Below are 22,903 nucleotides of genomic sequence, written 5' to 3' on the forward strand. Positions count from 1 at the left end.
CGATAATAAGTTAATAGCCTAAATAAATGAAAATGTTTGCGGTAATGTATTTTGGTACATTTTCTATTGGAGTGTTGCTTCCCCCTGAATTGAAGGTAACCGCGTGGTCGTGGCTTCCATCCGTATGAGTGTCTCTTATTGTTGTTAGCGAATTTTCTTTGGCAACAGTTTCAGTAACGAATAAGGTGAGAATAGTTGTAGACAGAAGACCTATATTTTCATTGCCCCGATAACTATCTACATTATGACTGTGATTTCCGGAATTATTTGTGCTCCCAATAAAATTCACATTGGGTAGATTGTTTTGATTTATGGTTAACGTTTGATTACCTGAAATACTTCCTAAAATTTCAGAACCTGATTTGGCTTTCAAAAATAGATTATCCATAACAGGTAAATTAGTAGGATAGCCTAATGAAATAGCTTGATTTCGCGCAGTTAATGATAAGCTTGAAATGGTTCGTCCATCCAAAAGATACCAGCCATTGTGATCTGCATTGTGAAAACTATGTTTTAATTCTCCAACAGTTGTTGTTTTTGGAACAAACCGAATCCATCTGTTTCCGTCATTATAATACATTCCTGGATATACTCTGGTTACTCCAGAGCTGTTTTCGGCAACGTTGTAGACTAACATTCCCTGAACATGTCCTGATAATGGATTTGCAATTGCTGAGTTTTGTAGTGCAACGCGAGGAAGTAATATTCCTTTTGAATCGTTGTATACTTCTAACATAGCGTTGTTGTTAGGCGTGTTTGTGCCGATGCCTACTTGTGCGAAAATCGGGCTATTTATAAGCAGAAGTAATAGTATGCGCATATCGTCAGAGTTTAGATTATTCTTCTTTTAATCTTGTTGTTTCTGATTCAACACCTTATACTAATTGGGGACTTAGCAAGTTGTTTTAACAGTAAGGAATTATGTTCCAGTAGGCTTATATCATAAATTTACTATTATTTCGTTTGAACTTTATTTTTCTATTTTTTGAGATATAAGGGTTTGATAATGAGTTTTTTTGCTTGTTTTTTTTAATCAGTTATTTTTTTTTGCCAACACTAAAACTATATTTTTGAGTAATAGATTTTTTTTATCCATTGTAAGTTTTTAAAATTGATATAATCTGTTACTTTTTTAATATAAATAGATGTTAACTTGTTGTTCTTTATTTTTTATTGACAATAAGTATACATTCTATTTCATTAAAAAAAGAATCTTTGAATATTAAAAAAAATAGAGCTCTACAATGTCAATTTTAAGGAGAGGTTTTTCTAACCTTGAATTCTATGGAAGTAAGTTGTCGGTATTTTTCACTCGAAGCACCAAAAACACTTTTTATGTATAGTTTTACTTTTTTGGCAATAGTAACGAGCCCATTTTCGTCATTGTACAAAATTTGATTCCGTTGATTTAAAGCAGTACTGTATTGAGTATTGCTTTTTGTCAAAATAGCATTTTGAGTTTGTAAATGAGTCAGTTTTTTTTGAAGCGTAGTTACTTTGAGTTCTTCCTCATTTGGATTATATATCGGGTTTGAGGCAAGTAAATTAATTAAATCTGAAAAGTGCTCAATTTTTCTATTATAAGATTGTTGAGATGCTAGATACGAGTTGTCTTCGATTTTTAATTTCGCTCCTTGAATTTTCTTATTTATTACTTTTGCCTCAGTAAGAGTTTGTTTGGAAACACCGGAAACAGCAAATGCATTGATGATTTTCGTGGCATAAGGTTTTAAATTTTCAAAAGCGCATTTTCTGTTTATTGTTTCGGAGGCAAACAATTGACGATAGTGTTCACTAGCTGTGATAGAATCCAGTGATTTTTGATAACAACGCTCAAGTTGTTCTATTTTTAAAACTTCGTTAGACGGATTGTATGCGGATTCTAAATTTTTACAAAATGATATTAGTTGCTTGAAATTAGCAACATTTTTAGTATGCCCAGTTTCCTTAATACATGTTTTGTCTATGTATTGTACGAAATTATGGATATCTTCTTCAATGTGAAGACGTGTCATTTTGTAGGTTTTAACTTAAAAAAAGCAAAATTACTAATAATGTTTAGAAGTAAAAAAATATTTGTCTTTTATAAAGAAAAAGTTTGATTTTGTTAATTACTCTACTGTAATTGAATACGTTTTAGAATCAGTATCGTCGTTAAAACAATCTTCTTCGTAAATATCTTTGTGATCTACATTAAGATAAATGGTAAATGTATACGTACCAGGCTCATCTGGAACACCATAAAAATGAACATCTCGATAATCGAAAGAATAGACTAAACCAGGCGGAATTTCACCAGCTACATCAAAATTGTAATAGTAATTATCATCATTAGGTTCGTTGGTAACTTCAGAACCTACTTTTTCAGAATAATAATTACCAACGGTGGCAGTTGGGAAAGTCCTGTCGTATAGCTTAGCTCTTCCATTGATAAGACAATCGGCTAAAACCTCACAACCTGAAAAAGTTGATGTCAAAAGGATGAGTGACAAAAGTGTAAAAATCTTTTTCATAAAATTTGAAATTAGGATTTTCTTTTAAAATTTTTTCCTGAGTTTTTAAAATCCGTTTTAGGTTTGAAAGTTGTTCTTTCAGTTGTTCTTTTTGGCTCAGGCTTGGGAAGACTTGCCTCTTCGGTTTTACTGGAAGGCTCAATCAGTTTGTTTAATTCTTTAATTTCAGCATCCGTTAAATCACGATAACGACCAACAGGAACATCCAGTGAAATATTGATAATTCGAATGCGTTTCAAGGCTGTTACTTCATAACCTAGATATTCACACATACGACGAATCTGACGGTTTAAACCTTGTGTAAGAATGATTCGAAAGACAAATTTGCTGATTTGTTCTACCTTACATTTTTTAGTAACCGTGTCCAAAATCGGAACGCCGTTACCCATTTTTTGGATGAAACGGTCCGTAATTGGTTTGTTTACAGTAACTACATATTCCTTTTCGTGGTTGTTTCGGGCTCTTAGAATTTTGTTTACGATATCGCCGTCATCCGTCATGAAAATCAAGCCTTCACTAGCTTTGTCCAAACGTCCGATGGGAAAAATACGCTTCGGATAATTGATATAATCGACGATATTGTTTCTAACATTTTGATTCGTTGTGCATTCGATTCCTACTGGTTTGTGAAATGCTAAATAAATTGGTTTGGATGTTTTTTCACGAATCAGTTTTCCGTCCACCCGAATTTCATCTTCAACAGAAACTTTGGTTCCTAATTCCGGTACTTTTCCGTTGATGGTAATTCGGCCTTCTTCTAAAAGTTTGTCCGCTTCCCGACGCGAGCAGTATCCGGTTTCTGATAAAAATTTATTGATTCGGGTTTTGTTTTCTTCCATGTCACAAAGGTAATACTTATTTGAATAATTTGTTGAATTGTCCTATCTCGCCGAAACTTTTTTATATCTTTGATTTTTAATTTGTTAACGTGTTGAAAAAAGTACTTTTAGCTTTACTTTTAATCAGTCAGTTTTTGTTTTCGCAAAGCCGAAAAGGGAATCTTCATTTTGCTTCTGAAAATGAGGCGCATTTGTTATATGTAACGTTTTCAAATTCAGTGGATTTTCATGATGCCGATGTTAAATCAGAATTAACAGGACTTAATCCTGATTTTCAACCTGTTTTTGATGAATATCAATTTACGTTACTTCCCGCGATACAAATTTCCGAAGATAAACTCAGTCAATTATCCGAAGCATCCATTCGATTGACTAAACAAGATGAAGCCGTTCAGCGTCTGAAGCAAATTTATAAAGTTGAAGTTTCAAATACGGATAACCAAAAGTTATTTGAGTTGGCTAAGAAATTGGAAACTTTTGATGAGGTTTTGAATTGTGAATTGATTAGTCAAACTCCGGTTCCGCCACCAACAGATATAGCGCCCACCACCAATAATTACGAACCAAATCAAACGTATCTAGGAGCAAATCCAGGCGTAAACATGCAATATGCTTGGGGATTAGGTTTGACCGGAACAGGAATCAGGGTTCGCGATGTAGAATACGGTTTTAATCCTAACCACGAAGATTTAAATAGTGTGAACGCTTCTTTGGCGAGTGGCATGACAATAAGTTCTTCGGCAACAGCAACATATACAGAGCACGGGACTTCAGTTTTTGGAATTGTGTTTGCTCACAAAGGAACTTATGGAATATCGGGTATGGCTTATGGAGCACAGGAAATGATTCTGTTTCCAGAGTGGCAGCAATCCGGTTATGATAGGGTAAATGCTGTGGCACAATCGGTTGCTAATTCTCAGGTAGGGGATGTAATTATCTATGAAATGCAAGCGTTTGGTCAAGGGGGAAGTAGTGCCACAAATTATGTACCAGCAGAATATTCTCAAGCAGTTTGGGATTTAACCCGAGCAGCATCCGATGCCGGAATTATCATTGTAGAAGCAGCAGCCAACGGAAATCAAAACTTAGATGCTCCTTTTTATGCTCCCTATATGGCAAGAGGAGATTCCGGAGCGATTATAGTTGGAGGCGGAAGATCTAATACAACACACAATCGTATTTCATATAGTACTTATGGAACACGCGTGGATGTTCAGGGTTGGTCGGAAAATGTATTTGCTTGTGGTTACGGCGATTTTATTCAGGTAGGAGGTGATTTTAATCAAGGATATACCAATTTTTCAGGAACTAGTTCCGCAACACCAATTGTGGCAAGTTGTGTAATTGTCTTGCAATCCTATTATTTTGCGCAAACGGGAACTTATATGACGCCTTTGCAGATGAGAACGTTGCTTAAAACTACAGGTATTCCTCAGGGAACCGGAGTTGCGGGTAATATCGGGCCGTTACCAAATATGCAGGCAGCTATTGCACAAATCAATGCGACGCTTTCGGTTGAAAATCCTTTGTTTCAGGCAGTTTCGATATATCCGAATCCGGTGCAATCAGGGTTTTATGTTTCAATAGGTTCGGAAATTTCATTCGGACTTGAAATTGTAGACGCCATTGGAAGAGTAGTTTTGTCCAATTCCTCAGTTGCCTCCAATGAAGCCATCAATATTGCGAATTTGCCTTCTGGGATGTATTTGATTAAGATTACTTCAGAAGGAAAATCAACGGTAAAGAAGTTGTTGAAACAATAAATTATTCCTCAAACAAAAAGGCATAAATTTTCTGGTACAAATGTTCGTCGTGCATGCTGTGGCCTAAGCCGCGAGTTTCTACAAATTGAGCTGTTTTCCAAGCTTCGGCTATTTGTCTTCCCTCGTTAAAGGCGACAACGTCGTCATCTACATCGTGAGCGATTAGTCCTTTCAAATTGAAGTTGGATGCAAATCGTTTTCCGGAAAAATCAGAAGGAGAAATCTGAAAGCGTTCTGTAAATCTTTTTTTAAGCAGTTGAAAAGCCCTATTGTTCAGACTAATCGTTTTTTTGTAATTACGCAGCAGAATTTCAAATTCACTTGGTGCTCCGAGAATTACCATTTTTTGCAATAAAGGATTGTTATACTTGAACTGGTAATACAAACAAGTCGCGCCACCCATCGAATGGCCAATCATGTATTGTGGTTGGAATTTCTGTATTAAAGCATCCACAAACTTAGCGTATTGCGGTATGTTGAATTCGGTTCCACTAGAAAGTCCTTGAGCAGGGCCATCCAAAGCAATAACCGTACTGCCGGATTTTCGCAACTGCGGAATCATCAATTCCCAACGTGACGCATTACTTTCCCAACCATGAACCAACAAAATTTTATTGTCGTTGCCCTTCCATAAATAGGTTTGGATGGTTTCGTTTTCGTGTTGTAAAACTTCGTGTTCGGCTTCTTTTAAGATGTTGGGAATTGTATTTCGGTTCAAACGGCCTTCGCGTGGTTCGGTAAAGTATTTGTAAGCCAGTTTGCTTGATTTTTCAGGAAAAACATAACTCAGCGCATTGATGTACAAACCAATGGATTTTGTTAAAACAAAATACGATACCTTGCTAATGTAGTTCATAAAAAAAGCTTCCGTTAGGAAGCTTTAAGTTACTTATATTTTTGCAAATAATTGTTGCATTTTTTCTTTTTCTTCGTCAGCCAACAAGTTGTCAACCAAGATTCTTCCACTGTGTTCATCGGTTAAGATTTTTTTACGGGAAGCAATTTCCATTTGTGTTTGTGGTGGAATGGTAAAGAACGATCCTGCCGATGCACCACGCTCAATAGAAACTACTGCTAAACCGTTACGAACGCTTCCACGGATTCTGTCGTAAGCTGTTAGTAAACGCGCTTCAATCTGACCACGGAATTCTTCAGATTTACCTTGTAAGAAGTTTTCTTCTTTTTCAGTTTCTGCCATAATATCGCTCAATTCTGCTTTTTTGTGCTTCAAGTGCGATTGTTTTCCGTCTAATCTTTCTTTGGTTTCGTTTAAAACCACTTTTTTATGCTCGATAGAAGCTTTCATTTCTTTAATGTGCTTCTCTGCCAACTGAATTTCCAATTCTTGAAACTCAACTTCTTTAGTTAAAGCGTTGAATTCGCGATTGTTACGAACTTCTTTTTGTTGCGTAGCGTATTTTTTGATCGATTCTTTGTGACCGTCGATAGCATTTTTCTTTTCTTTGATTTGCTCTTCGATTCCGTCCAAATCACCTTTTAATTTTTCTAAACGAGTGCTTAATCCGGCAACTTCATCCTCTAAATCTTCAACTTCTAAAGGTAATTCTCCTCTTACGTTTCTGATTTCATCAATTCGAGAATCAATTAACTGTAAGTCATAAAGAGCTCTTAACTTTTCTTCTACACTTAGTTCTTTAACGTTTGCCATATTTTAAAAGTACTTAACTGGATTTGTATTTTCTTCCGATAAAATGATTGCAAAATTACTAATTTTTTTCGTAAGATAATCAACTATGTAATTTTTTGTAAATCTTTCACTTTCAAAATGTCCGATGTCGGCTAAAAGAAGGCTGTTTTCGGCTTCGTAAAACTGATGGTATTTCAAATCGGCGGTTAGAAAAGCATCGGCTCCGGAATTGATAGCGTTTTTGATGGCAAAACTTCCGGAACCACCTAAAACAGCTACTTTTTTAACCGGTTTGTTTAAGAATTGACTATGACGGATTCCGCCACATTGCATCTTTTCTTTTACCATTTTAAGGAAATTAGATTCGCTCATTTCGGATGGCAATTCACCAATCATTCCTAATCCAATCTGTTGATGGGAATTCTGTAAATCGTAAATCTCATAGGCAACTTCTTCGTAAATATGATTAGAAAATAGTGCTTTCAGAATTTTATTTTGCAGGTATTTTTCGAAAATGACTTCGATTTTGACTTCGTTAGTTTGTGTTAATTCGCCTTTATTTCCAACTGAAGGATTGCTGTTCTCGTTTCCTTGATACGTGCTAAAACCTTCCGAATTGAAACTGCAATTGCCATAATTTCCGATGGTTCCCGCTCCGGCTTGTAAAATTGCGTTGCGAACTTTATCAGCATTTTCCGGAACCGTATAAGTGATTAATTTTTGAATAAAATTTTGCTTCGGAACTAAAATTTTAGTGTTCAGCAATCCTAAGGCATCGCAAAAAATCTTATTCACACCTTGTTGATGGTTGTCTAAAGCCGTATGCACCGCGTAAATAGCAATATCGTTTTTAATGGCTTTGATAACAGCGCGTTCCACATAATTTTTTCCGGTGATTTTCTTCAACCCAGAAAATAAAATAGGATGGAAGCAAACCACTAGATTACATTTCTTAGCTATTGCCTCGTCAATAACAGCTTCTAAAGCATCGTGACAAACCAAAACGCCTGTTGCTGCTGCATTGGAATCGCCAACCAAAAGACCAACATTGTCAAAATCTTCAGCGTAGGCAAGTGGAGCCATTTCTTCTAAAACGGCGAGTATATCTTTAATTTTCATTCGGATAATTTCTGTAAAACAAAGTAACGAATTTATAGTAAAGATAAAAAATGCTACATTCGTACTATGAATTTTCTCAGAAAACTACTCTTTCCGGTTGCTGTTTTATATGGTTTTATAACCTCTATCCGTAATTTTTGCTACGATAAAGGAATTCTGAAATCGCATTCATTCGATTTGCCGATTATAGCTGTTGGAAATTTGAGCGTAGGCGGAACAGGAAAAACACCGCAGATTGAATATCTGATTCGGTTACTTTCGGATAAATACAAAATTGCAACATTGAGCCGCGGTTATAAACGAAAATCAGAAGGTTATATTTTAGCCGATGCAACTTCAACTGCGCAAATTTTAGGCGATGAACCATTTCAGTTTTATCAAAAATTCCCGCAAATTCAGGTAGCTGTTGATGCGAATCGCGTTAATGGAATTACCCAATTGTTGAATCAAAATACTAGGCCACAAATCATTTTACTGGACGACGCCTTTCAACACCGAAAGGTAAAAGCCGGATTTTACATCATGCTAACCGCTTACGACGATTTGTATTGCAACGATTTGATTCTGCCAGCCGGAAATCTTCGGGAAAGTCGCTCGGGTGTGTCGAGAGCGGATGTGGTGATTGTAACGAAATGTCCGTCGGAACTGACTTCAATTCAGCAAAATACAATAAAATCTAAATTGAATTTAGGAAAGCATCAACAGTTGTTTTTTACCACAATTGCGTATGATGACAATGTGTATTCGGAAGAAAGTCAACTTCCAGTGTCTGAAATCATTACAATCGATAAAATACTTTTAGCCGGAATTGCAAAACCCGATTCTTTTTTCGCATATTTGCAGGCAGCTCCAAATGCAACGATGGTTTTTCCGGATCATCATGATTTTACGCAGCAGGATATTGAAGCAATTAAAAATAAAGCGAAAAATAAGCTTATCATTACTACAGAAAAGGATTTTGTGCGATTAAAAGGAAAGCTACCGAAAGAACAACTTTTTTACCTGCCTATAAAAACTGCTTTCCTGAATGATCAAGCCGATTTTGATAAAACCATTTTGAATTATGTGGGAACAAGTACAGGAAACCGTTAATTATATCAAAGGAAAAACCAATTTTACTCCAGAGTATGGTGTGATTTTAGGTTCCGGGTTGGGAGGATTTACAGAAGATATTCAGATAGAATACACATTACCCTACAATGAAATTCCAAATTTTCCGGTTTCGACGGTAGAAGGTCATAAAGGCGCTTTGGTTTTCGGAACAATTGAAGGCAAAAAAGTGGTAGCGATGCAAGGCCGTTTCCATTACTACGAAGGCTATTCGATGAAGGAAGTAACTTTCCCTGTTCGTGTGATGAAACATCTTGGTGTCGAAAAATTGATTGTTTCCAATGCTTCTGGCGGCGTAAATCCGAATTACAAAGTAGGCTCGATTGTTATTATCAAAGATCATATCAATTTTATGCCGGAGCATCCGCTTCGTGGGAAAAACGATTTGCGTTTTGGACCGCGTTTTGTAAACATGAGTGCGCCGTACAGCCGTAAAATGATGGCGAAAGCCAAGGAATTAGCTTCAGAATTGAATATTGAAGTAAAAGATGGCGTTTATTTAGGGTTGCAAGGACCAACTTTTGAAACCTTATCCGAATATCGAATGGTAAAAATTTTAGGCGCTGATTGTGTTGGAATGTCAACCGTTCCGGAAGTTATCGTGGCGGCTCATATGAGTTTGGAAACCTTCGGAATCTCAGTAATTACCGATATGGGTAACGAAGAAAGTATCGATACCATTACACACGAAGAAGTACTAGAAGCTGCCAAAGAAGCTGAGCCTAAAGTGCGTAACTTAATCAAAAACCTGATTATCCGCTATTAGTTTGGATTCTGATTGATGGTGATTGCTATCGTTTCGTAAAATTTGTCCGGGTTGAAAGGTTTGGTAATCACTTCGTTCATTCCGTATGACAATAACATTTCCCTGTTTTCATCTAGTGAAATTGCGGTTAAAGCAACAATTGGAGTTTTGGTGTCGAATCTTCGTATTTCTGCAGTGGCGGTTGTTCCGTTGATGCCTGGTAAATGGACGTCCATCAATACTAAATCGTATTTGTTCTCTTTCATGTGAGCAACGGCGTCCTCACCATTTTCGATGACAAAACAAGACATATTTTTGCGTTCCAGCATTTTAACCGTAATCATTTGGTTGATTTTGTTGTCTTCAACGAGTAAGATCTTTTTGTCTTTCAACCAGGCTTCGTCGTAAACAATTTCCGGTTTTTTCACGATTTCAACACTACTTACTTTAAAGGATAATTCAAAGAAAAATGTACAACCCTTATTGGTTTCACTTTCCAAACTGATTTTTCCGCCTAAAATATGAACCAAGCGTTTTACAATGGCCAGACCTAATCCTGTACCACCATATTTCCGGTTGATTTCCACAGAACCTTGGGTAAAACTGTCAAAGATAGTGTCTTGTTTTTCTTTTGGAATACCGATTCCGTTGTCGCGAACTTCAAAATAGATTTTTACCGATTTCGTTTTTTCTTTTACCACCATGGCATTAATCCAAACATCACCTTTTTTAGTAAATTTGATGGCGTTGTTGATTAAATTGATGAAAATCTGAGACAATTTCGTAGGGTCACCAAGTAAAACCGACGGAATTTTTTCATCAATCTGTAAATGATAAACCGTTTTGTTTTTATTGGCGATTTCGGTGAATGAATTCAAGATGTTTTCCAAGAGTTCACGCAAATCGAAAGGGATTTTTTCAATTTCCACAGCATCCGATTCCACTCGGTTAATTTCCAAAATGTCGTTGATGAAAGTAAGCAGATAGTTTCCGGAAAACTTAAGCGAATTCAGATAATTCATTTGTTCCGCTTTCGGATTGTCTTCCAGTAAAATATGGGTAATTCCGTTGATAGCGTTTAGTGGTGTACGCAATTCGTGACTTACTGTTGAAAGGAATTCTGCACGCGCTTTGGATGCTTTTTCAGCCTTTTCTTTGGCCAATTCCAATTCCAGATTTTTATCTTTTAATAGCTGATTGGTTTTGGTACGAATGATATTATTTTTATACAACGACAAACTCAATAACGATAGAATCGAGATGAGCGCAATACTCAAAATACTAATCAGTTTAGAGAATTTAACCGATTTTTCTTGAATGGTATTTTCTTTGCTAACTCTATCGATGGTACGAAGTTGCTCGTCTGCAATTAATTTTTCATACGACGGATCACCAACCAACTGATTGCGAACCCCTAAAATGGAATCCCGAAGCCGAACAAAACTTTTTAAATAAACCAATGATTGACTCGGTGCTTTATTTTTATCGTGAAGTTGGCTTAAACTTCTTAAAATTTTCAGCTTTTGATAATTATTGGTGTTTTCTTTGGCGATTGCATAGGCTTTTTCAAGTTGTTTAATAGCCTCGCTGATGTTGTCGCCTTTAGAAATCTCGCTTAACTGATAATACGCTTCTGATTTGGTGTCAAAAAGATTTTCAGAATTGTCCTGTCCGATAATTTTATTAAAGTTTTCGATAGCTTCCGCTTTCTTTCCTTTTTGCTTTAAAATAATGGCTTCTTGCAGGTCAATTAAATCATCCGCATCCGGAATGTTAACTTGTTTGTATTCCGCAGAAGCTTTACTGAAATAATTATCCGCCAAGGCATAATTTTTTTTATCCAAATAGCTAAGGCCAAGATTATAATAGCAATACGCTTTGTTGGAAGATGATTCAAGCGTGTTGTAAATCGCAATTGCACGGATGAGATTTTCAATAGCCAAATTCGTTTTACCCAATTGATAATGAATGCTTCCGATGGCTAAATAACTGTCTGCAATATCTTTTTTGGATTTGCTTTCTTCTGCGTAAATTCTGCTTTTTTGAGCTAAAACCAAGGCTTTTTCAAACGAAAAATTGTTTTTGTGAAAGTTGGACAACTCAAGATAATAGGCAGCGCTGTCTAGTTTGGTATTATTGTCAAGCTTTTGTGAAAAGCCGGATTGGGTAAGAAAAATGTATACAAAAAGTAAATAATACCTCATACTTTGCGAATAATCAGCATAAATATAAGAAATTATTTTTTTGAAATGAAACCGATAAGGTCAATTATGCGAGAAGAATATCCAATTTCGTTGTCATACCAGCCCACAACTTTAACCATTTTGTCGATTACAGAAGTAAGTTGCGCATCAAAAAGGCAGGAATTCGAATTGCCTAAAATATCAACCGATACAATTGGGTCTTCTGTGTAAGCCAGAATTCCTTTCAGTTCGTTTTCTGCTTTTTCTCGAAACGTTTTATTGATTTCTTCGATGGAAACCTCGCGTCTTACATTGAAAGTGATATCGGTTAAAGAACCATCAGGAACCGGTACACGAATTCCGCAACCGCCAATTTTGCCGTTTAAATCAGGGAAGATTTTGGTAATGGCTTTAGCTGCTCCGGTTGTAGTTGGTACAATGGATTGTGCAGCTGCTCTCGCTCGACGCAAATCTTTATGGGGTTGATCGTGTAAACTTTGATCAGTAGTGTAGGAGTGAACCGTTGTAATGTAAACCTGTTCGATTCCGCAAAGCTCCTGAATAACTTTAATCATCGGAGCTGCGTTGTTGGTTGTGCAACTTGCGTTGGAAATGATTAATTCGGATCCGTCTAAAATTCCTTCGTTAACACCTAAAACTACAGTTTTAACGGAATCATCATTTGGTGGAGCTGAAAGAATAACTTTTTTGGCTCCGGAAGTAATATGTTGATAAGCAGAATCGTAAGTTAAAAACTTTCCGGTGGCTTCAATGACAATATCGATGTTTAAGTCTTTCCAATTCAGATTAGCAATTTCTTTTTCATGAAAGAAAGCAAAAGATTGATTCTGAATACTAAAAGAATTTTCTTCAACAATAATATTTTCATGTAAAATACCGTGAATACTGTCGTATTTCAGTAAATGTGCCATCGTTTTTATGTCGGCAATGTCGTTGATAGCAACAACTTCGATAGTAGGATGATTGAGCAACAATCGGAACAAATTACGTCCGATACGTCCAAAACCGTTGATGGCGACACGTGTTTTCAAATTGCTGACGGCTGAAAAATTACAGAATATGTTTTTGCGCGTGATAAGACGAACGTACCAAAGCACCGCTTTCCACATGGCGGAAGCCTAATTCCTTACCGATTTTTTCGTATTTCTCGAATTGTTCCGGTGTGATGAATTCTTTAACCGGCAAATGTTTTTTACTTGGCTGTAAATATTGTCCAATGGTTACGATATCAACGTTGGCTTCGCGCAAATCTTTCATCGTTTGGATTACTTCTTCTTCCGTTTCGCCCAAGCCTAACATAATTCCGGATTTGGTTCTGCGGATGCCTTGGTCTTTTAAATATTTTAAAACGGCTAAGCTTCTATCGTATTTTGCCTGAATGCGTACTTCGCGAGTTAAACGGCGAACAGTTTCCATGTTGTGAGAAACAACTTCCGGACTTACTTCAACAATTCGGTCTAAAATACGTTCCACACCTTGAAAATCAGGGATTAATGTTTCTAAAGTGGTTTCTGGATTCATTCGTCGGATAGCTTTTACCGTTTCTGCCCAAATAATCGAACCCATGTCTTTAATGTCATCTCGATCAACACTGGTAATTACCGCGTGTTTGATATTCATGATTTTGATAGAACGGGCAACTTTTTCAGGCTCGTCCCAATCCACTGTTTCGGGTCTTCCGGTTTTTACACCGCAAAAGCCACAAGAACGAGTGCAGACATTACCTAAAATCATAAAGGTGGCTGTCCCTTCTCCCCAACATTCCCCCATATTCGGGCAACTTCCGGAAGTACAAATCGTGTTCAATTTGTATTTGTCCACCAAACCGCGTAGTTCGGTATATTTTTGACCGGTCGGTAATTTTACGCGAAGCCATTTCGGTTTGGCTTTCGGTAAGATGTTAGTGTCGAGAACTGTATCCATAAATCAGGTAATAAAGTGAAGCAAAGATACTAATTGTTATGAACTTGTACATTCGTTTAACGCATTTTTAATAAGGCAGGATTACACGGATATTTGTCAAAAAAGTGGTATTTTAGCCGAAATTCATTATAAAAGCCAAAAATCGCATGAAAGTTACCCAATTGTTTACCGAATTTTTTGAAAGTGAGAAAGCATCCGGAATTGTTTTAATTCTTTGTACGGTGCTGTCGTTGTTATTGGCGAATTCGATGTTTCAGGAAAGTTATGAGGCGATTTGGCATTATCAGTTAGGACATCATTCGGTGGAATATTGGATAAATGACGGTTTGATGACGATTTTCTTTTTGTTAATCGGTTTGGAATTGGAGCGTGAGATTTATATCGGAGAATTATCAAGCGTTAAAAATGCTTTATTGCCCGTTATTGCAGCGGTTGGGGGGATGTTAGTACCAGCCGGAATATATATGATTTTCAACTACGGAACGCTTACTCAAGCGGGTGCCGGAATTCCGATGGCGACGGATATTGCGTTTGCTCTTGGGGTTTTATCGCTTTTAGGAAGCCGAGTTCCGACTTCGCTTAAAGTTTTCCTGACGGCTTTGGCGGTTATTGACGATTTAGGCGCGATTTTGGTAATTGCCATTTTTTACACGGATAATCTTTCCTTGCTGAATTTAGGTATTGCTCTTGGAATTATGGGCGTTTTGTTCGTGTTCAACCGAATGAAAGTAAACAACTGGATTCCGTATATTCTTGGAGGAATTGGAATGTGGTATTTTATGCTGAATTCCGGGATTCACGCAACGATTGCCGGAGTTTTACTGGCTTTTGTAATTCCATTTGGAGACGGAACTAAGAAGACAATTTCATACAGTTTGCAGCATTTTTTACACAAACCGGTCGCTTTTGTAATTCTACCTTTGTTTGCTTTGGCGAATACGGCTGTTATTTTCGGTGGCGATTGGGTGGAAGGCCTAACTTACGAGAACAGTATCGGTATCTTTTTAGGTTTAGTCTTAGGAAAACCGATTGGAATTTTCCTATTCTGTTTGCTTTTCGTAACGCTTGGCGTATGTAAATTGCCAGAAGATTTGCGTTGGAAGCAAATTATCGGAACTGGATTTTTAGCCGGAATCGGATTTACGATGTCCATTTTTATTACGCTTTTAGCATTCAAAGGTCAACCCGAAGATGTGACCATTTCTAAAATTGCAATTTTAATTTCGTCTTTGGTGGCTGGAATCATCGGCTATACGTTTCTGTCTATTTCACTTAAAAAAGGCAATAAAGTAGAGTAAAAAAAAGACTGAGAAGCCTCAGTCTTTATTGTACATTCACCACGATGGGCAAGTTGTATGCGGTTCGAACGGGTTGTCCGTTTTTGTAGCCCGGTTTCCATTTGGTTTTCATATTGCTCAGCACTCTGAAAGCTTCTTTTCCTAAATCATAGCCCGGATCGCGCGTGATTTTGATGTTGGATAATGTACCGTCTTTTTCGATTACAAAGAATACCAAAACTTTTAGTGTTTTAGAATCAGTTTCGATGGTTGGACTGTTGAATTTCTCGCCAACATCTTTTACGAATTTGGTTAAACCACCCGGATATTCAGGTTGCGCTTCTAAAGTGGCGGCCATTTCGATAGTTGAGTTAGTGCCGCCATTCCCACCAGTACCTGTTTCAGTGTTTTTAGGTGTTTTGTCCAGATTGTTATCTGTGTTGTGCGTTCCCTCTTTGTTTTCTGAACCGATTTGTGCGTTTTCAAACTCTTTGTTTAATGAAGGTTCTTCTGTGATATTCTGCTTTTCCGACGGAACCATTTCAACATACTTCGCCATTTTTTGATCGGTCAACGGTTCTGAGATTTCAGGTCCTTTTGGCTCGTCCTTTTTTGGCTCGTCTTCTTTGAATGCACTCGCGTCTACTAAAATTACTGGTTCATCAATAACTGGGTCTTTAATGTTTAAGGCGGTTTCTTTCGGCTCTAAATAATTTATCGCCAAAGGAATAGCGGCCAATGTTCCAAATAAACCCAATGCAGAAAATAACGCCCGTAATGTAGTTTTAGGGTTTTCAGCTCGTAACTGATACGCACCGTAGGCTTTGTTTCGTCCTTCGAAAACCATGTTTAACCAACCGGTTTCGAAAATGTTGATTTTAGACATACTAACTAGTTTTTAAGGTTAATTAAATAGCTTTTTTATTTAATAACGAAAACTATGCTAGCATAGTATATAAAATGTTAAAAATTTTATAAAATAATTTATAATTAACAAAAATACTAAAGAAATGATTTTGATAAAATTTTAAAGAAGTAAAGATTAATGCTTCTGTTGGATAATTTCAGCTAAAAGTTTTTTAGCACGTAAAAGTTTGATTTTTACGTTGTTAAGAGGTTCTTGTAATTCATCTGCGATTTCCTGGTAACTCATTTCTTGAAAATAACGCAACTGAATTACTTCCTGATAAGCAGGTTTTAATTCTTTAATAAATTGCAGTAAACGGGCAAGATTTTGCTCTTTAATGATTTCATCTTCAACCGTTGGGCTTGTATCGGCTACATCATAAGCCTGATGGTCTTCTTCATCGGTCATTTCAACAAAAAGCGCAGATTTTTTCTTCCGCAACATGTCAATATGCACGTTTTTGGCAATCGCAATCAGCCAAGTATTGAAGCCGTATTCCGGATTGTAAGTGGCTATTTTGTCGAAGGCTTTGGCGAATGTTTCAATAACAATATCTTCAGTGTCGGTTTCGTTTTCTGTACGTTTCAGCATAAAGCCATAGACTTCGTTCCAGAAAAAATCCAATAAAAAAGTAAAGGCTACCTGGTCGCCCATTTTAGCCTTTTCAATATTTTGTTGTATGAATTCCGAAGTTATTTCCAATGTACTGGTTTTGAGACTAAATTAGTGAAAAACACATTCAGTTGTGTGAAGATAAGAATTATTTCGATGATTGGAAACCAATACATTACGTCTTTCTCTTTTAATTTTCCGGCGGCGTAACCTAAAGTAATCCAACTGAAAATATATCGGAAGACAACAAGTCCTCCAACAATCATCCATTGAAACTGAAAAGCTAACAATACAATCGCTAAAATCAGAAATAATAATTGCGAAAAGTAGAACAATCCTAATTGGAATTTATCAAACCCTTTGTACAATTTCGCTGTAGAAACATGTCTTCTTTTTTGATTAAACCAGTCTTTCCAAGCAGTTTTGGGTTCGGAAATGGTAAAACTTTCCGGTGTATAACAGCAAGTTGTATTGCTTCCTTTGGCAGCCTGATTGACAAACAAATCATCGTCACCTGAACGTACACTCATATGGTCAATAAAACCATTTACACGGAAAAATTCTTCACGTTTGTACGCTAAATTTCTTCCAACACCCATATAAGGTTTCCCCATTTTAGCCCAAGAAAAATACTGTGTAGCCGTTAACATGGTTTCAAAACGGATGATTTTATTCAGGAAAGAACCTTTGATTTTTTCATACGCTCCATAACCTAAAACAATGGTTTTATGCATGGTGAATTGAGAACTCATGTTTAAAATCCAATCTTTGGAAGTCGGGAAACAATCCGCATCGGTAAAAAGTAAATATTCTCTTGAAGCGGCTTTGATTCCTAGAGTTAAGGCGAATTTTTTGTTGCCCCAAAAAGCTTCATTATTTTGAACTTTTACGAGTTTGACATTGGAATATTGTTTTTCAAAGGATTCAAATAATTCCAAAGTTTCGTCGCTGGAAGCATCGTCAATTAAAACGATTTCGTAATCCGGATAGTTTTGTTCGGCTAAAAGAGGAATGAACTCCTTCACATTATCCGCTTCATTTTTAGCGCAAACAATAACGGAAATCGGAATACGTTTCGGAGTAATCTGTTGTTTTTTCGAGAAAGAAAATTTACCGAAAACCACCAAATAGTAAAATAGTTGAATAGCAACAATTCCGATAAAAGCGTAAAGTAAAATTAGCAGCATATGTAACCCTTGAATTTCGCCGCAAATTTAAGGAAAAGAGTTTACTAAAAGCGTAAGTAAGGTGTTAGTTTTTAACAATCGACAGAATTATTTTCTTTCTTTTTTCATAGCCTCGGCAATTGCCTTAGCATTACTGTCTTTTTGATTTTCCAATTCGGATATGATTACCGTATGGTTTTTGTCATCTCGGTTTTGGGAAAGTTTATGAACGGCTTGAATTTCGGTAATTTCGATTTCAAAAGCGACAATTCCGTTAATTTGACGCATGGTTTTGTCGGATAAATTTTCAATACGAACCGGATTTTTGGACTTGGCTTCGTATTTGTCTACCAGTTTTTTCATGGCAAACATCAAGTCGTTTCCTTCGATAATTTTGATTTTTCCGTAGATGTGAACGGCAATATAATTCCACGTCGGAACATTTTCATGATCATACCAAGAAGAAGAAATATACGAATGAGGTCCGCTGAAAATGGCTAAAACTTCCTCATTTTCTTCAAATCCTTTCCATTGCGGATTTTCTTTGGAAATGTGACCGAATAGCACTTCTTTTCCGTGTAAATTTATTTCCAGTTCCAACGGAATGTGTGTTCCCCAAAGTTTTCCTGAAGTCTGATTCACCAAAATCCCGAAGCTGTTATTCTTGATAAAGCTTTTGATTTCTTCGGTGTTTTCGTTTTTATATAAATCAGGAATGTACATTTTAGAATTTAGAATTTCATCCATTAAATAATATTCACTTCCGCTTCAATCGCAATACCGAATTTCTCTAAAACAGTTTTTTGAATGTCTTTTGAAACGTTCAAAATGTCTTGTCCGGTAGCATTTCCGTAGTTGACTAAAACTAAGGCTTGTAATTTATGAATACCGGCGTCACCAAAGCGTTTACCTTTAAATCCAGCTTGTTCAATTAGCCAGCCTGCGGGAACTTTTACTTCGTTTTCGCCAACCGTATAATGTGGCATGTCGGGAAAATTAGCATGTGCTTTTTCGTAAACTGATTTTGGAACAATCGGATTTTTGAAGAAACTACCGCTGTTACCCAATTCTTTCGGATCCGGTAATTTGCTCTGACGGATGGCAATTACAGCATTACTTACTTCTTTAATCGTAGGATTGCTGATGTTTTGTTTCGCTAATTCACCATCAATTGCGCCGTAGGAAGTATTTATTTTGTGGTTTTTCTTCGTCAGTTTAAAAGTAACCGATGTGATGATATATTGATTTTTCGCTTCGTTTTTGAAAATGCTTTCTCTGTAACCGAATTTACATTCTTCGTTGGTAAAAGTGATGATTTCCTGCGTGTCGATTCTCATTCCTTCGCACGAAACAAAAGTGTCTTTAATCTCAGCGCCGTAAGCACCAATATTTTGAATAGGTGTTGTGCCGACATTACCCGGAATCAACGACATGTTTTCAATGCCACCGAAATTCTGATCGATGTTCCACAAAACGAATTCATGCCAGTTTTCGCCAGCATTTCCCTGAACCCATACAAAATCATCGTCTTCTTTTACGACTTTTTTACCTTTCAGATTGACGTAGATTACCAAAGCATCAATATCCTGCGTTAACAGCATATTACTGCCGCCACCTAAAATGAATAATTTTTCGTTTTGATGGTCCTTTAAAATTTGCGCCAATTCTTCAGTATTGGAAACTTCTACGAACTTTTTGGCTTTAGCTTCAATTCCGAATGTATTGTAGTTTTTTAAAGAGAAATTATCTTGAATCTGCATCGATTTCGAGTTTGATTAGTTAAGTTGTGCTTTCAGTTCTTCTTCGGCTACAAAACCGGTCTTTTTCCAAACTTCTTTGCCGTTTTTGAAAATCAAAACTACCGGAAGTTCCTGATAACCTAATCCGTTGAACAAGGTTTTATTCTTATCGGCATCCACACGAACGATTTTAGCTTTTCCTGCGTAGTCTTTTTCCATTTTAGCTAAATAAGGCGCCATTTTTTTGCAAGGGCCACACCATTCAGCATAAAAATCAATAACTACAATTTTATCGGAAGCAATCAACTTCTCATAATCGGATTTGGTCATGCCTTTCTCTTCCATTTTTTCAGGTGACGGATGAGCATCACTCCATTTTATATAGCCGCCTTTCATGTCGTAGATTTCCGTAAAACCCATGCTTGCCAATTTATGAGCAGCTTTGTTGCTTCGTCCGCCGGCTAAACAATATACAAAAACGGGTTTGGATTTATCCAATTTAGCAACTTCAGCTTCAAAATTATCGCCGTTCCAATCGATGTTTTTAGCATCGGTTAAAGCACCATCTAAATATTCGTCCGGAGTTCGAACGTCAATTAATTGAGCATCTTTTGCATTCTTCAACTTGGTTTCAAATTCCGAAACCGGTAAAACAGCCAAATTTTGACTTTTACTGCAATTGCTGAATAAAAACGCGGAACAAAAAATGGTAAGTATTTTAAAAATCTTCATTTTAGATAAATTTGAGTGATAAATTTACAAATTAAATAGTTTGTATGACTGATGGGTTGATTTGACAATATTTTCCGTTCGCTCCGGATGCGTGTCAGAAATAAACAATTGTCCGAAAGTGTCGTCGTTCACCATTTCTACGATTTTGCTCACACGGGTTTCGTCGAGTTTGTCGAAAATGTCATCAAACAATAGAATCGGTAAAACTCCGGATTGTTGTTTCAAAAATTCGAATTGTGCCAGTTTCAAAGCAATGAGAAAAGATTTTTGTTGTCCCTGTGAACCGAATTTCTTTATCGGATGTTCTTCAATTTCAAATAGTAAATCGTCTTTGTGAATACCCACGCTGGTGTATTGTAATGCGCGGTCTTTTGATAGAAATTCTTCGAATAATTCCAAAAGTGATTTTTCAGAAAGTTGGCTGTCGTACACAATCTGTACTTTTTCCGCCGAGTTGGTAATCGCTTGATGATGTTTGTTGAAAATCGGAATGAAATCGTCTAAAAAATGCTTCCGTTTCTCGAAAATTTCATGTCCTAAAACCGACAATTGTTCGTTGTAAATGGAAAGTGTTTCTTTGTCAAACGTATGATTTAAAGCAAAATATTTTAATAACGCATTGCGTTGGGCTACCGTTTTTTGATAGTGAATCAGTTGTTGCAAATACTGATTGTCCAATTGACAAATGACGCTGTCGATGAATTTTCTTCGCGTTTCACTGCCTTCAATAATCAAATCCTGATCGGATGGAGAAATGATAACCAATGGAATTAATCCGATGTGGTCTGAAAAGCGCTCGTACGGTTTGTTGTTGCGTTTCAGTACTTTTTTTTGTCCTTTTTTCAGGCTGCAAACGATTTGTTCGTCGCGTTCATTTTTTTCAAAAACACTGTCGATTACGAAAAATTCTTCACCATGACGAATATTCTGCAAAGCCAATGGGTTGAAATAGCTTTTTCCGTATGCCAAATGATAAATAGCATCTAAAATATTGGTCTTTCCGATGCCGTTTTTCCCTACAAAACAATTGATTTTAGCGTCGAAATCAAACGAAGCTTCGGCAATGTTTTTATAATTGAAAAGAGAAAGTTTTTTGAGATGCACTGAAAATCGGAATTATGCCGTGATTTTAAATCAATTTTAAAAGTGGGTGCAAATTATTGAAAAATATCGACAAAAAGGATTTTCATATATGAATAAAAATTTTATTTTTGCCGTTCAATAAATTAAAAATAGATGGCAACATATAACAAAAGAGGTTATAAACAACCAAAACCACAAGACGAAGCAGTTGAGAATCAAGTTGAAGTTGATGCATTAGACAACATCAAAGAAGAAGACAGTGCCACGGCTGAGGTATTTAATACATTAGACGAAAGTGCTAATAAATTAGAGGATTGGGTTGCTAAAAATCAGAAATACATCTTTATAGCCGTTGGAGTTGTAGCTCTTGTGGCAGCTGGATACTTACTTTACAATAAATTTATTGTAGAGCCGAAAGAGAATGAAGCAGCAAACGAAATGTTCCAGGCGCAACAATATTTCCAACAAGCAGTTGATGGTCAAACGGCTAACGATTCATTGTACAACTTAGCTTTGAAAGGTGGAGAAGGTAAATTAGGATTCACTGGAATCATCGAGCAATACAGCGGAACTAAAGCGGCTAACTTAGCACATTACTATGCGGGAATGTCGTATTTGAACATGAATAAATTCAAAGAAGCAGTTACGGAATTGGAGCAATTCAAATCGGATGACAAATTCTTAGGGCCAATTGCTATCGGTGCTATCGGAGATGCTTTTTCAGAATTAGGTCAAAAAGAAGACGCATTGAGCTACTACAAAAAAGCTGCAGATGCTAATGTTAATGATTTTACCACACCAAGATACATGTACAAAGCTGGTTTATTAGCTTTGGATATGGGTAAAAAAGAAGAAGCATTGAAATTGTTCACAGACATTAAAGAGAAATACGAAACGTCTCAAGAAGCTGTAAGCATTGATGCTTTGATTGCAACATTAGAAAAATAATGGCAACAGAAAATAAAAATTTATCCAATTACGATAAAAACACAATCCCAAGCGCGAAAGATTTTCGGTTTGGGATTGTTGTTTCAGAGTGGAATGATAAAATAACCGAAGGTTTGTATTCGGGCTGTGAAGCAGCATTGTTAGACTGTGGCGCATTACCTGAAAATCTTGTTCGTTGGAACGTTCCCGGAAGTTTTGAATTAGTCTACGGAGCGCAACGCATGATTGTAACCCAAGAAGTAGATTGTGTCATCACGATTGGCTGTGTTATCAAAGGCGAAACCATGCACTTCGAATTTGTATGTGAAGGCGTTACACAAGGCATCAAAGATTTGAACGTGCAAACTGATGTTCCGGTAATTTTTTGCCTATTAACTGATAACAACGAACAGCAATCTATCGACAGAAGCGGAGGGAAACACGGAAACAAAGGTGTTGAAGCCGCAATTGCAGCCATAAAAATGGCCGATTTGAGAAGAAAATCAGCACAGTAAGCTGATAGAACATAGTTTTAAAAGGAACCTATTCGAAAGAGTAGGTTTTTTTATTTTTTATGATTTTGTAAACGATAAAAG

23 protein-coding genes are annotated in these 22,903 nt (G+C 36.6%); 6 read left to right on the forward strand and 17 right to left on the reverse strand.

The annotated features are described in order from the left end of the window. Positions 1–10 precede the first annotated feature (10 nt). From RUH60_RS00925 to rluF, 4 genes are all read right to left on the reverse strand, one after another. Entirely contained in the window at positions 11–820 is an 810-nt protein-coding gene (locus RUH60_RS00925; protein WP_313804013.1) for a hypothetical protein, read from the reverse strand. A gap of 433 nt (positions 821–1,253) precedes the next feature. Further along, positions 1,254–2,015 (reverse strand): hypothetical protein, encoded by a 762-nt coding sequence (locus RUH60_RS00930; RefSeq protein WP_313804016.1) that lies wholly within the window; start codon positions 2,013–2,015, stop codon positions 1,254–1,256. A 96-nt stretch (positions 2,016–2,111) separates the two neighbouring features. Beyond that, on the reverse strand, positions 2,112–2,513 hold the full coding sequence (locus tag RUH60_RS00935) for a putative Ig domain-containing protein (protein ID WP_313804019.1): 402 nt from the start codon (positions 2,511–2,513) through the stop codon (positions 2,112–2,114). A gap of 11 nt (positions 2,514–2,524) precedes the next feature. Next, positions 2,525–3,352, reverse strand: a complete 828-nt coding sequence (rluF, locus tag RUH60_RS00940) for a 23S rRNA pseudouridine(2604) synthase RluF (protein WP_313804022.1) — start codon at positions 3,350–3,352, stop codon at positions 2,525–2,527. 89 nt (positions 3,353–3,441) lie between these two features. Here rluF and RUH60_RS00945 point away from each other — a divergent pair, with 89 nt between their 5' ends. After that, a complete protein-coding gene (locus RUH60_RS00945) occupies positions 3,442–5,115 on the forward strand; it encodes a S8/S53 family peptidase (RefSeq protein WP_313804025.1) in 1,674 nt (557 codons plus the stop codon). A gap of 1 nt (position 5,116) precedes the next feature. Here the strand turns inward: RUH60_RS00945 and RUH60_RS00950 are convergent, their stop codons facing one another. From RUH60_RS00950 to RUH60_RS00960, 3 genes are read right to left on the reverse strand one after another with little or no spacing between them, the layout of a single operon-like run. After that, entirely contained in the window at positions 5,117–5,971 is an 855-nt protein-coding gene (locus tag RUH60_RS00950; RefSeq protein ID WP_313804028.1) for an alpha/beta hydrolase, read from the reverse strand. Between the two features lie 33 nt (positions 5,972–6,004). Beyond that, positions 6,005–6,784, reverse strand: a complete 780-nt coding sequence (locus tag RUH60_RS00955) for a zinc ribbon domain-containing protein (RefSeq protein ID WP_313804031.1) — start codon at positions 6,782–6,784, stop codon at positions 6,005–6,007. Between the two features lie 3 nt (positions 6,785–6,787). Then, the gene (locus RUH60_RS00960) at positions 6,788–7,882 is read right to left on the reverse strand and encodes a Nif3-like dinuclear metal center hexameric protein (RefSeq protein ID WP_313804034.1); all 1,095 of its coding nucleotides are present in this window, start codon (positions 7,880–7,882) and stop codon (positions 6,788–6,790) included. A gap of 66 nt (positions 7,883–7,948) precedes the next feature. Between RUH60_RS00960 and lpxK the strand changes: the two genes are divergently transcribed. Both lpxK and RUH60_RS00970 read left to right on the forward strand, forming a co-directional pair. Then, a complete protein-coding gene (lpxK, locus tag RUH60_RS00965) occupies positions 7,949–8,974 on the forward strand; it encodes a tetraacyldisaccharide 4'-kinase (RefSeq protein ID WP_313804037.1) in 1,026 nt (341 codons plus the stop codon). Further along, on the forward strand, positions 8,946–9,758 hold the full coding sequence (locus tag RUH60_RS00970; RefSeq protein WP_313804040.1) for a purine-nucleoside phosphorylase: 813 nt from the start codon (positions 8,946–8,948) through the stop codon (positions 9,756–9,758). The genes lpxK and RUH60_RS00970 overlap by 29 nt, the downstream gene beginning before the upstream one ends. Here the strand turns inward: RUH60_RS00970 and RUH60_RS00975 are convergent. From RUH60_RS00975 to lipA, 3 genes are read right to left on the reverse strand one after another with little or no spacing between them, the layout of a single operon-like run. Next, positions 9,755–11,941 (reverse strand): ATP-binding protein, encoded by a 2,187-nt coding sequence (locus RUH60_RS00975; RefSeq protein WP_313804043.1) that lies wholly within the window; start codon positions 11,939–11,941, stop codon positions 9,755–9,757. The genes RUH60_RS00970 and RUH60_RS00975 overlap by 4 nt on opposite strands. Before the next feature lie 32 nt (positions 11,942–11,973). Then, the gene (gene gap, locus RUH60_RS00980; protein ID WP_313804046.1) at positions 11,974–12,972 is read right to left on the reverse strand and encodes a type I glyceraldehyde-3-phosphate dehydrogenase; all 999 of its coding nucleotides are present in this window, start codon (positions 12,970–12,972) and stop codon (positions 11,974–11,976) included. Positions 12,973–12,991: 19 nt separating this feature from the next. Further along, positions 12,992–13,864: a lipoyl synthase gene (lipA, locus tag RUH60_RS00985; protein WP_313804049.1), complete on the reverse strand. Its 873-nt coding sequence runs from the start codon at positions 13,862–13,864 to the stop codon at positions 12,992–12,994. A 146-nt stretch (positions 13,865–14,010) separates the two neighbouring features. Between lipA and nhaA the strand changes: the two genes are divergently transcribed. Beyond that, positions 14,011–15,162, forward strand: coding sequence for a Na+/H+ antiporter NhaA (gene nhaA, locus RUH60_RS00990; RefSeq protein ID WP_313804052.1), 1,152 nt, complete (start codon positions 14,011–14,013; stop codon positions 15,160–15,162). 25 nt (positions 15,163–15,187) lie between these two features. Here nhaA and RUH60_RS00995 read toward each other — a convergent pair whose 3' ends face one another. From RUH60_RS00995 to recF, 7 genes are all read right to left on the reverse strand, one after another. After that, on the reverse strand, positions 15,188–16,027 hold the full coding sequence (locus RUH60_RS00995) for an energy transducer TonB (RefSeq protein ID WP_313804055.1): 840 nt from the start codon (positions 16,025–16,027) through the stop codon (positions 15,188–15,190). Between the two features lie 156 nt (positions 16,028–16,183). After that, the gene (locus tag RUH60_RS01000; protein WP_313804207.1) at positions 16,184–16,702 is read right to left on the reverse strand and encodes a sigma-70 family RNA polymerase sigma factor; all 519 of its coding nucleotides are present in this window, start codon (positions 16,700–16,702) and stop codon (positions 16,184–16,186) included. Between the two features lie 38 nt (positions 16,703–16,740). Then, positions 16,741–17,847, reverse strand: a complete 1,107-nt coding sequence (locus RUH60_RS01005; RefSeq protein ID WP_313804058.1) for a glycosyltransferase — start codon at positions 17,845–17,847, stop codon at positions 16,741–16,743. 87 nt (positions 17,848–17,934) lie between these two features. Beyond that, a complete protein-coding gene (locus tag RUH60_RS01010; protein ID WP_313804210.1) occupies positions 17,935–18,549 on the reverse strand; it encodes an FMN-binding negative transcriptional regulator in 615 nt (204 codons plus the stop codon). A gap of 23 nt (positions 18,550–18,572) precedes the next feature. After that, positions 18,573–19,586, reverse strand: a complete 1,014-nt coding sequence (gene murB / locus RUH60_RS01015; RefSeq protein ID WP_313804061.1) for a UDP-N-acetylmuramate dehydrogenase — start codon at positions 19,584–19,586, stop codon at positions 18,573–18,575. Between the two features lie 15 nt (positions 19,587–19,601). After that, the gene (locus RUH60_RS01020) at positions 19,602–20,297 is read right to left on the reverse strand and encodes a thioredoxin domain-containing protein (RefSeq protein ID WP_313804064.1); all 696 of its coding nucleotides are present in this window, start codon (positions 20,295–20,297) and stop codon (positions 19,602–19,604) included. 24 nt (positions 20,298–20,321) lie between these two features. Next, entirely contained in the window at positions 20,322–21,401 is a 1,080-nt protein-coding gene (gene recF / locus RUH60_RS01025; protein ID WP_313804067.1) for a DNA replication/repair protein RecF, read from the reverse strand. 132 nt (positions 21,402–21,533) lie between these two features. Between recF and RUH60_RS01030 the strand changes: the two genes are divergently transcribed. Beyond that, complete coding sequence (locus RUH60_RS01030; RefSeq protein WP_313804070.1) at positions 21,534–22,328, forward strand: tetratricopeptide repeat protein; 795 nt, start codon at positions 21,534–21,536, stop codon at positions 22,326–22,328. Continuing rightward, positions 22,328–22,822, forward strand: coding sequence for a 6,7-dimethyl-8-ribityllumazine synthase (gene ribH / locus RUH60_RS01035; protein ID WP_313804073.1), 495 nt, complete (start codon positions 22,328–22,330; stop codon positions 22,820–22,822). The genes RUH60_RS01030 and ribH overlap by 1 nt, the downstream gene beginning before the upstream one ends. The last annotated feature ends 81 nt before the right edge of the window (positions 22,823–22,903 follow it).

The organism is Flavobacterium sp., from assembly GCF_032153895.1.
In the GTDB taxonomy this organism is placed as follows: Bacteria; Bacteroidota; Bacteroidia; order Flavobacteriales; family Flavobacteriaceae; genus Flavobacterium.

What these genes read in the sequence shown, in the direction of transcription:
- RUH60_RS01020 (WP_313804064.1), bottom strand. Translation starts at nt 20,297, where the DNA reads ATGAAGATTTTTAAAATACTTACCATTTTTTGTTCCGCGTTTTTATTC.
- RUH60_RS01000 (WP_313804207.1), bottom strand. Translation starts at nt 16,702, where the DNA reads ATGGGCGACCAGGTAGCCTTTACTTTTTTATTGGATTTTTTCTGGAAC.
- RUH60_RS00995 (WP_313804055.1), bottom strand. Translation starts at nt 16,027, where the DNA reads ATGTCTAAAATCAACATTTTCGAAACCGGTTGGTTAAACATGGTTTTC.
- rluF (WP_313804022.1), bottom strand. Translation starts at nt 3,352, where the DNA reads ATGGAAGAAAACAAAACCCGAATCAATAAATTTTTATCAGAAACCGGA.
- RUH60_RS00975 (WP_313804043.1), bottom strand. Translation starts at nt 11,941, where the DNA reads ATGAGGTATTATTTACTTTTTGTATACATTTTTCTTACCCAATCCGGC.
- murB (WP_313804061.1), bottom strand. Translation starts at nt 19,586, where the DNA reads ATGCAGATTCAAGATAATTTCTCTTTAAAAAACTACAATACATTCGGA.
- lpxK (WP_313804037.1), top strand. Translation starts at nt 7,949, where the DNA reads ATGAATTTTCTCAGAAAACTACTCTTTCCGGTTGCTGTTTTATATGGT.
- RUH60_RS00925 (WP_313804013.1), bottom strand. Translation starts at nt 820, where the DNA reads ATGCGCATACTATTACTTCTGCTTATAAATAGCCCGATTTTCGCACAA.
- ribH (WP_313804073.1), top strand. Translation starts at nt 22,328, where the DNA reads ATGGCAACAGAAAATAAAAATTTATCCAATTACGATAAAAACACAATC.
- lipA (WP_313804049.1), bottom strand. Translation starts at nt 13,864, where the DNA reads ATGGATACAGTTCTCGACACTAACATCTTACCGAAAGCCAAACCGAAA.
- RUH60_RS00935 (WP_313804019.1), bottom strand. Translation starts at nt 2,513, where the DNA reads ATGAAAAAGATTTTTACACTTTTGTCACTCATCCTTTTGACATCAACT.
- RUH60_RS00930 (WP_313804016.1), bottom strand. Translation starts at nt 2,015, where the DNA reads ATGACACGTCTTCACATTGAAGAAGATATCCATAATTTCGTACAATAC.
- RUH60_RS00960 (WP_313804034.1), bottom strand. Translation starts at nt 7,882, where the DNA reads ATGAAAATTAAAGATATACTCGCCGTTTTAGAAGAAATGGCTCCACTT.
- RUH60_RS00955 (WP_313804031.1), bottom strand. Translation starts at nt 6,784, where the DNA reads ATGGCAAACGTTAAAGAACTAAGTGTAGAAGAAAAGTTAAGAGCTCTT.
- RUH60_RS00950 (WP_313804028.1), bottom strand. Translation starts at nt 5,971, where the DNA reads ATGAACTACATTAGCAAGGTATCGTATTTTGTTTTAACAAAATCCATT.
- nhaA (WP_313804052.1), top strand. Translation starts at nt 14,011, where the DNA reads ATGAAAGTTACCCAATTGTTTACCGAATTTTTTGAAAGTGAGAAAGCA.
- RUH60_RS01005 (WP_313804058.1), bottom strand. Translation starts at nt 17,847, where the DNA reads ATGCTGCTAATTTTACTTTACGCTTTTATCGGAATTGTTGCTATTCAA.
- RUH60_RS01030 (WP_313804070.1), top strand. Translation starts at nt 21,534, where the DNA reads ATGGCAACATATAACAAAAGAGGTTATAAACAACCAAAACCACAAGAC.
- RUH60_RS00970 (WP_313804040.1), top strand. Translation starts at nt 8,946, where the DNA reads ATGTGGGAACAAGTACAGGAAACCGTTAATTATATCAAAGGAAAAACC.
- RUH60_RS01010 (WP_313804210.1), bottom strand. Translation starts at nt 18,549, where the DNA reads ATGTACATTCCTGATTTATATAAAAACGAAAACACCGAAGAAATCAAA.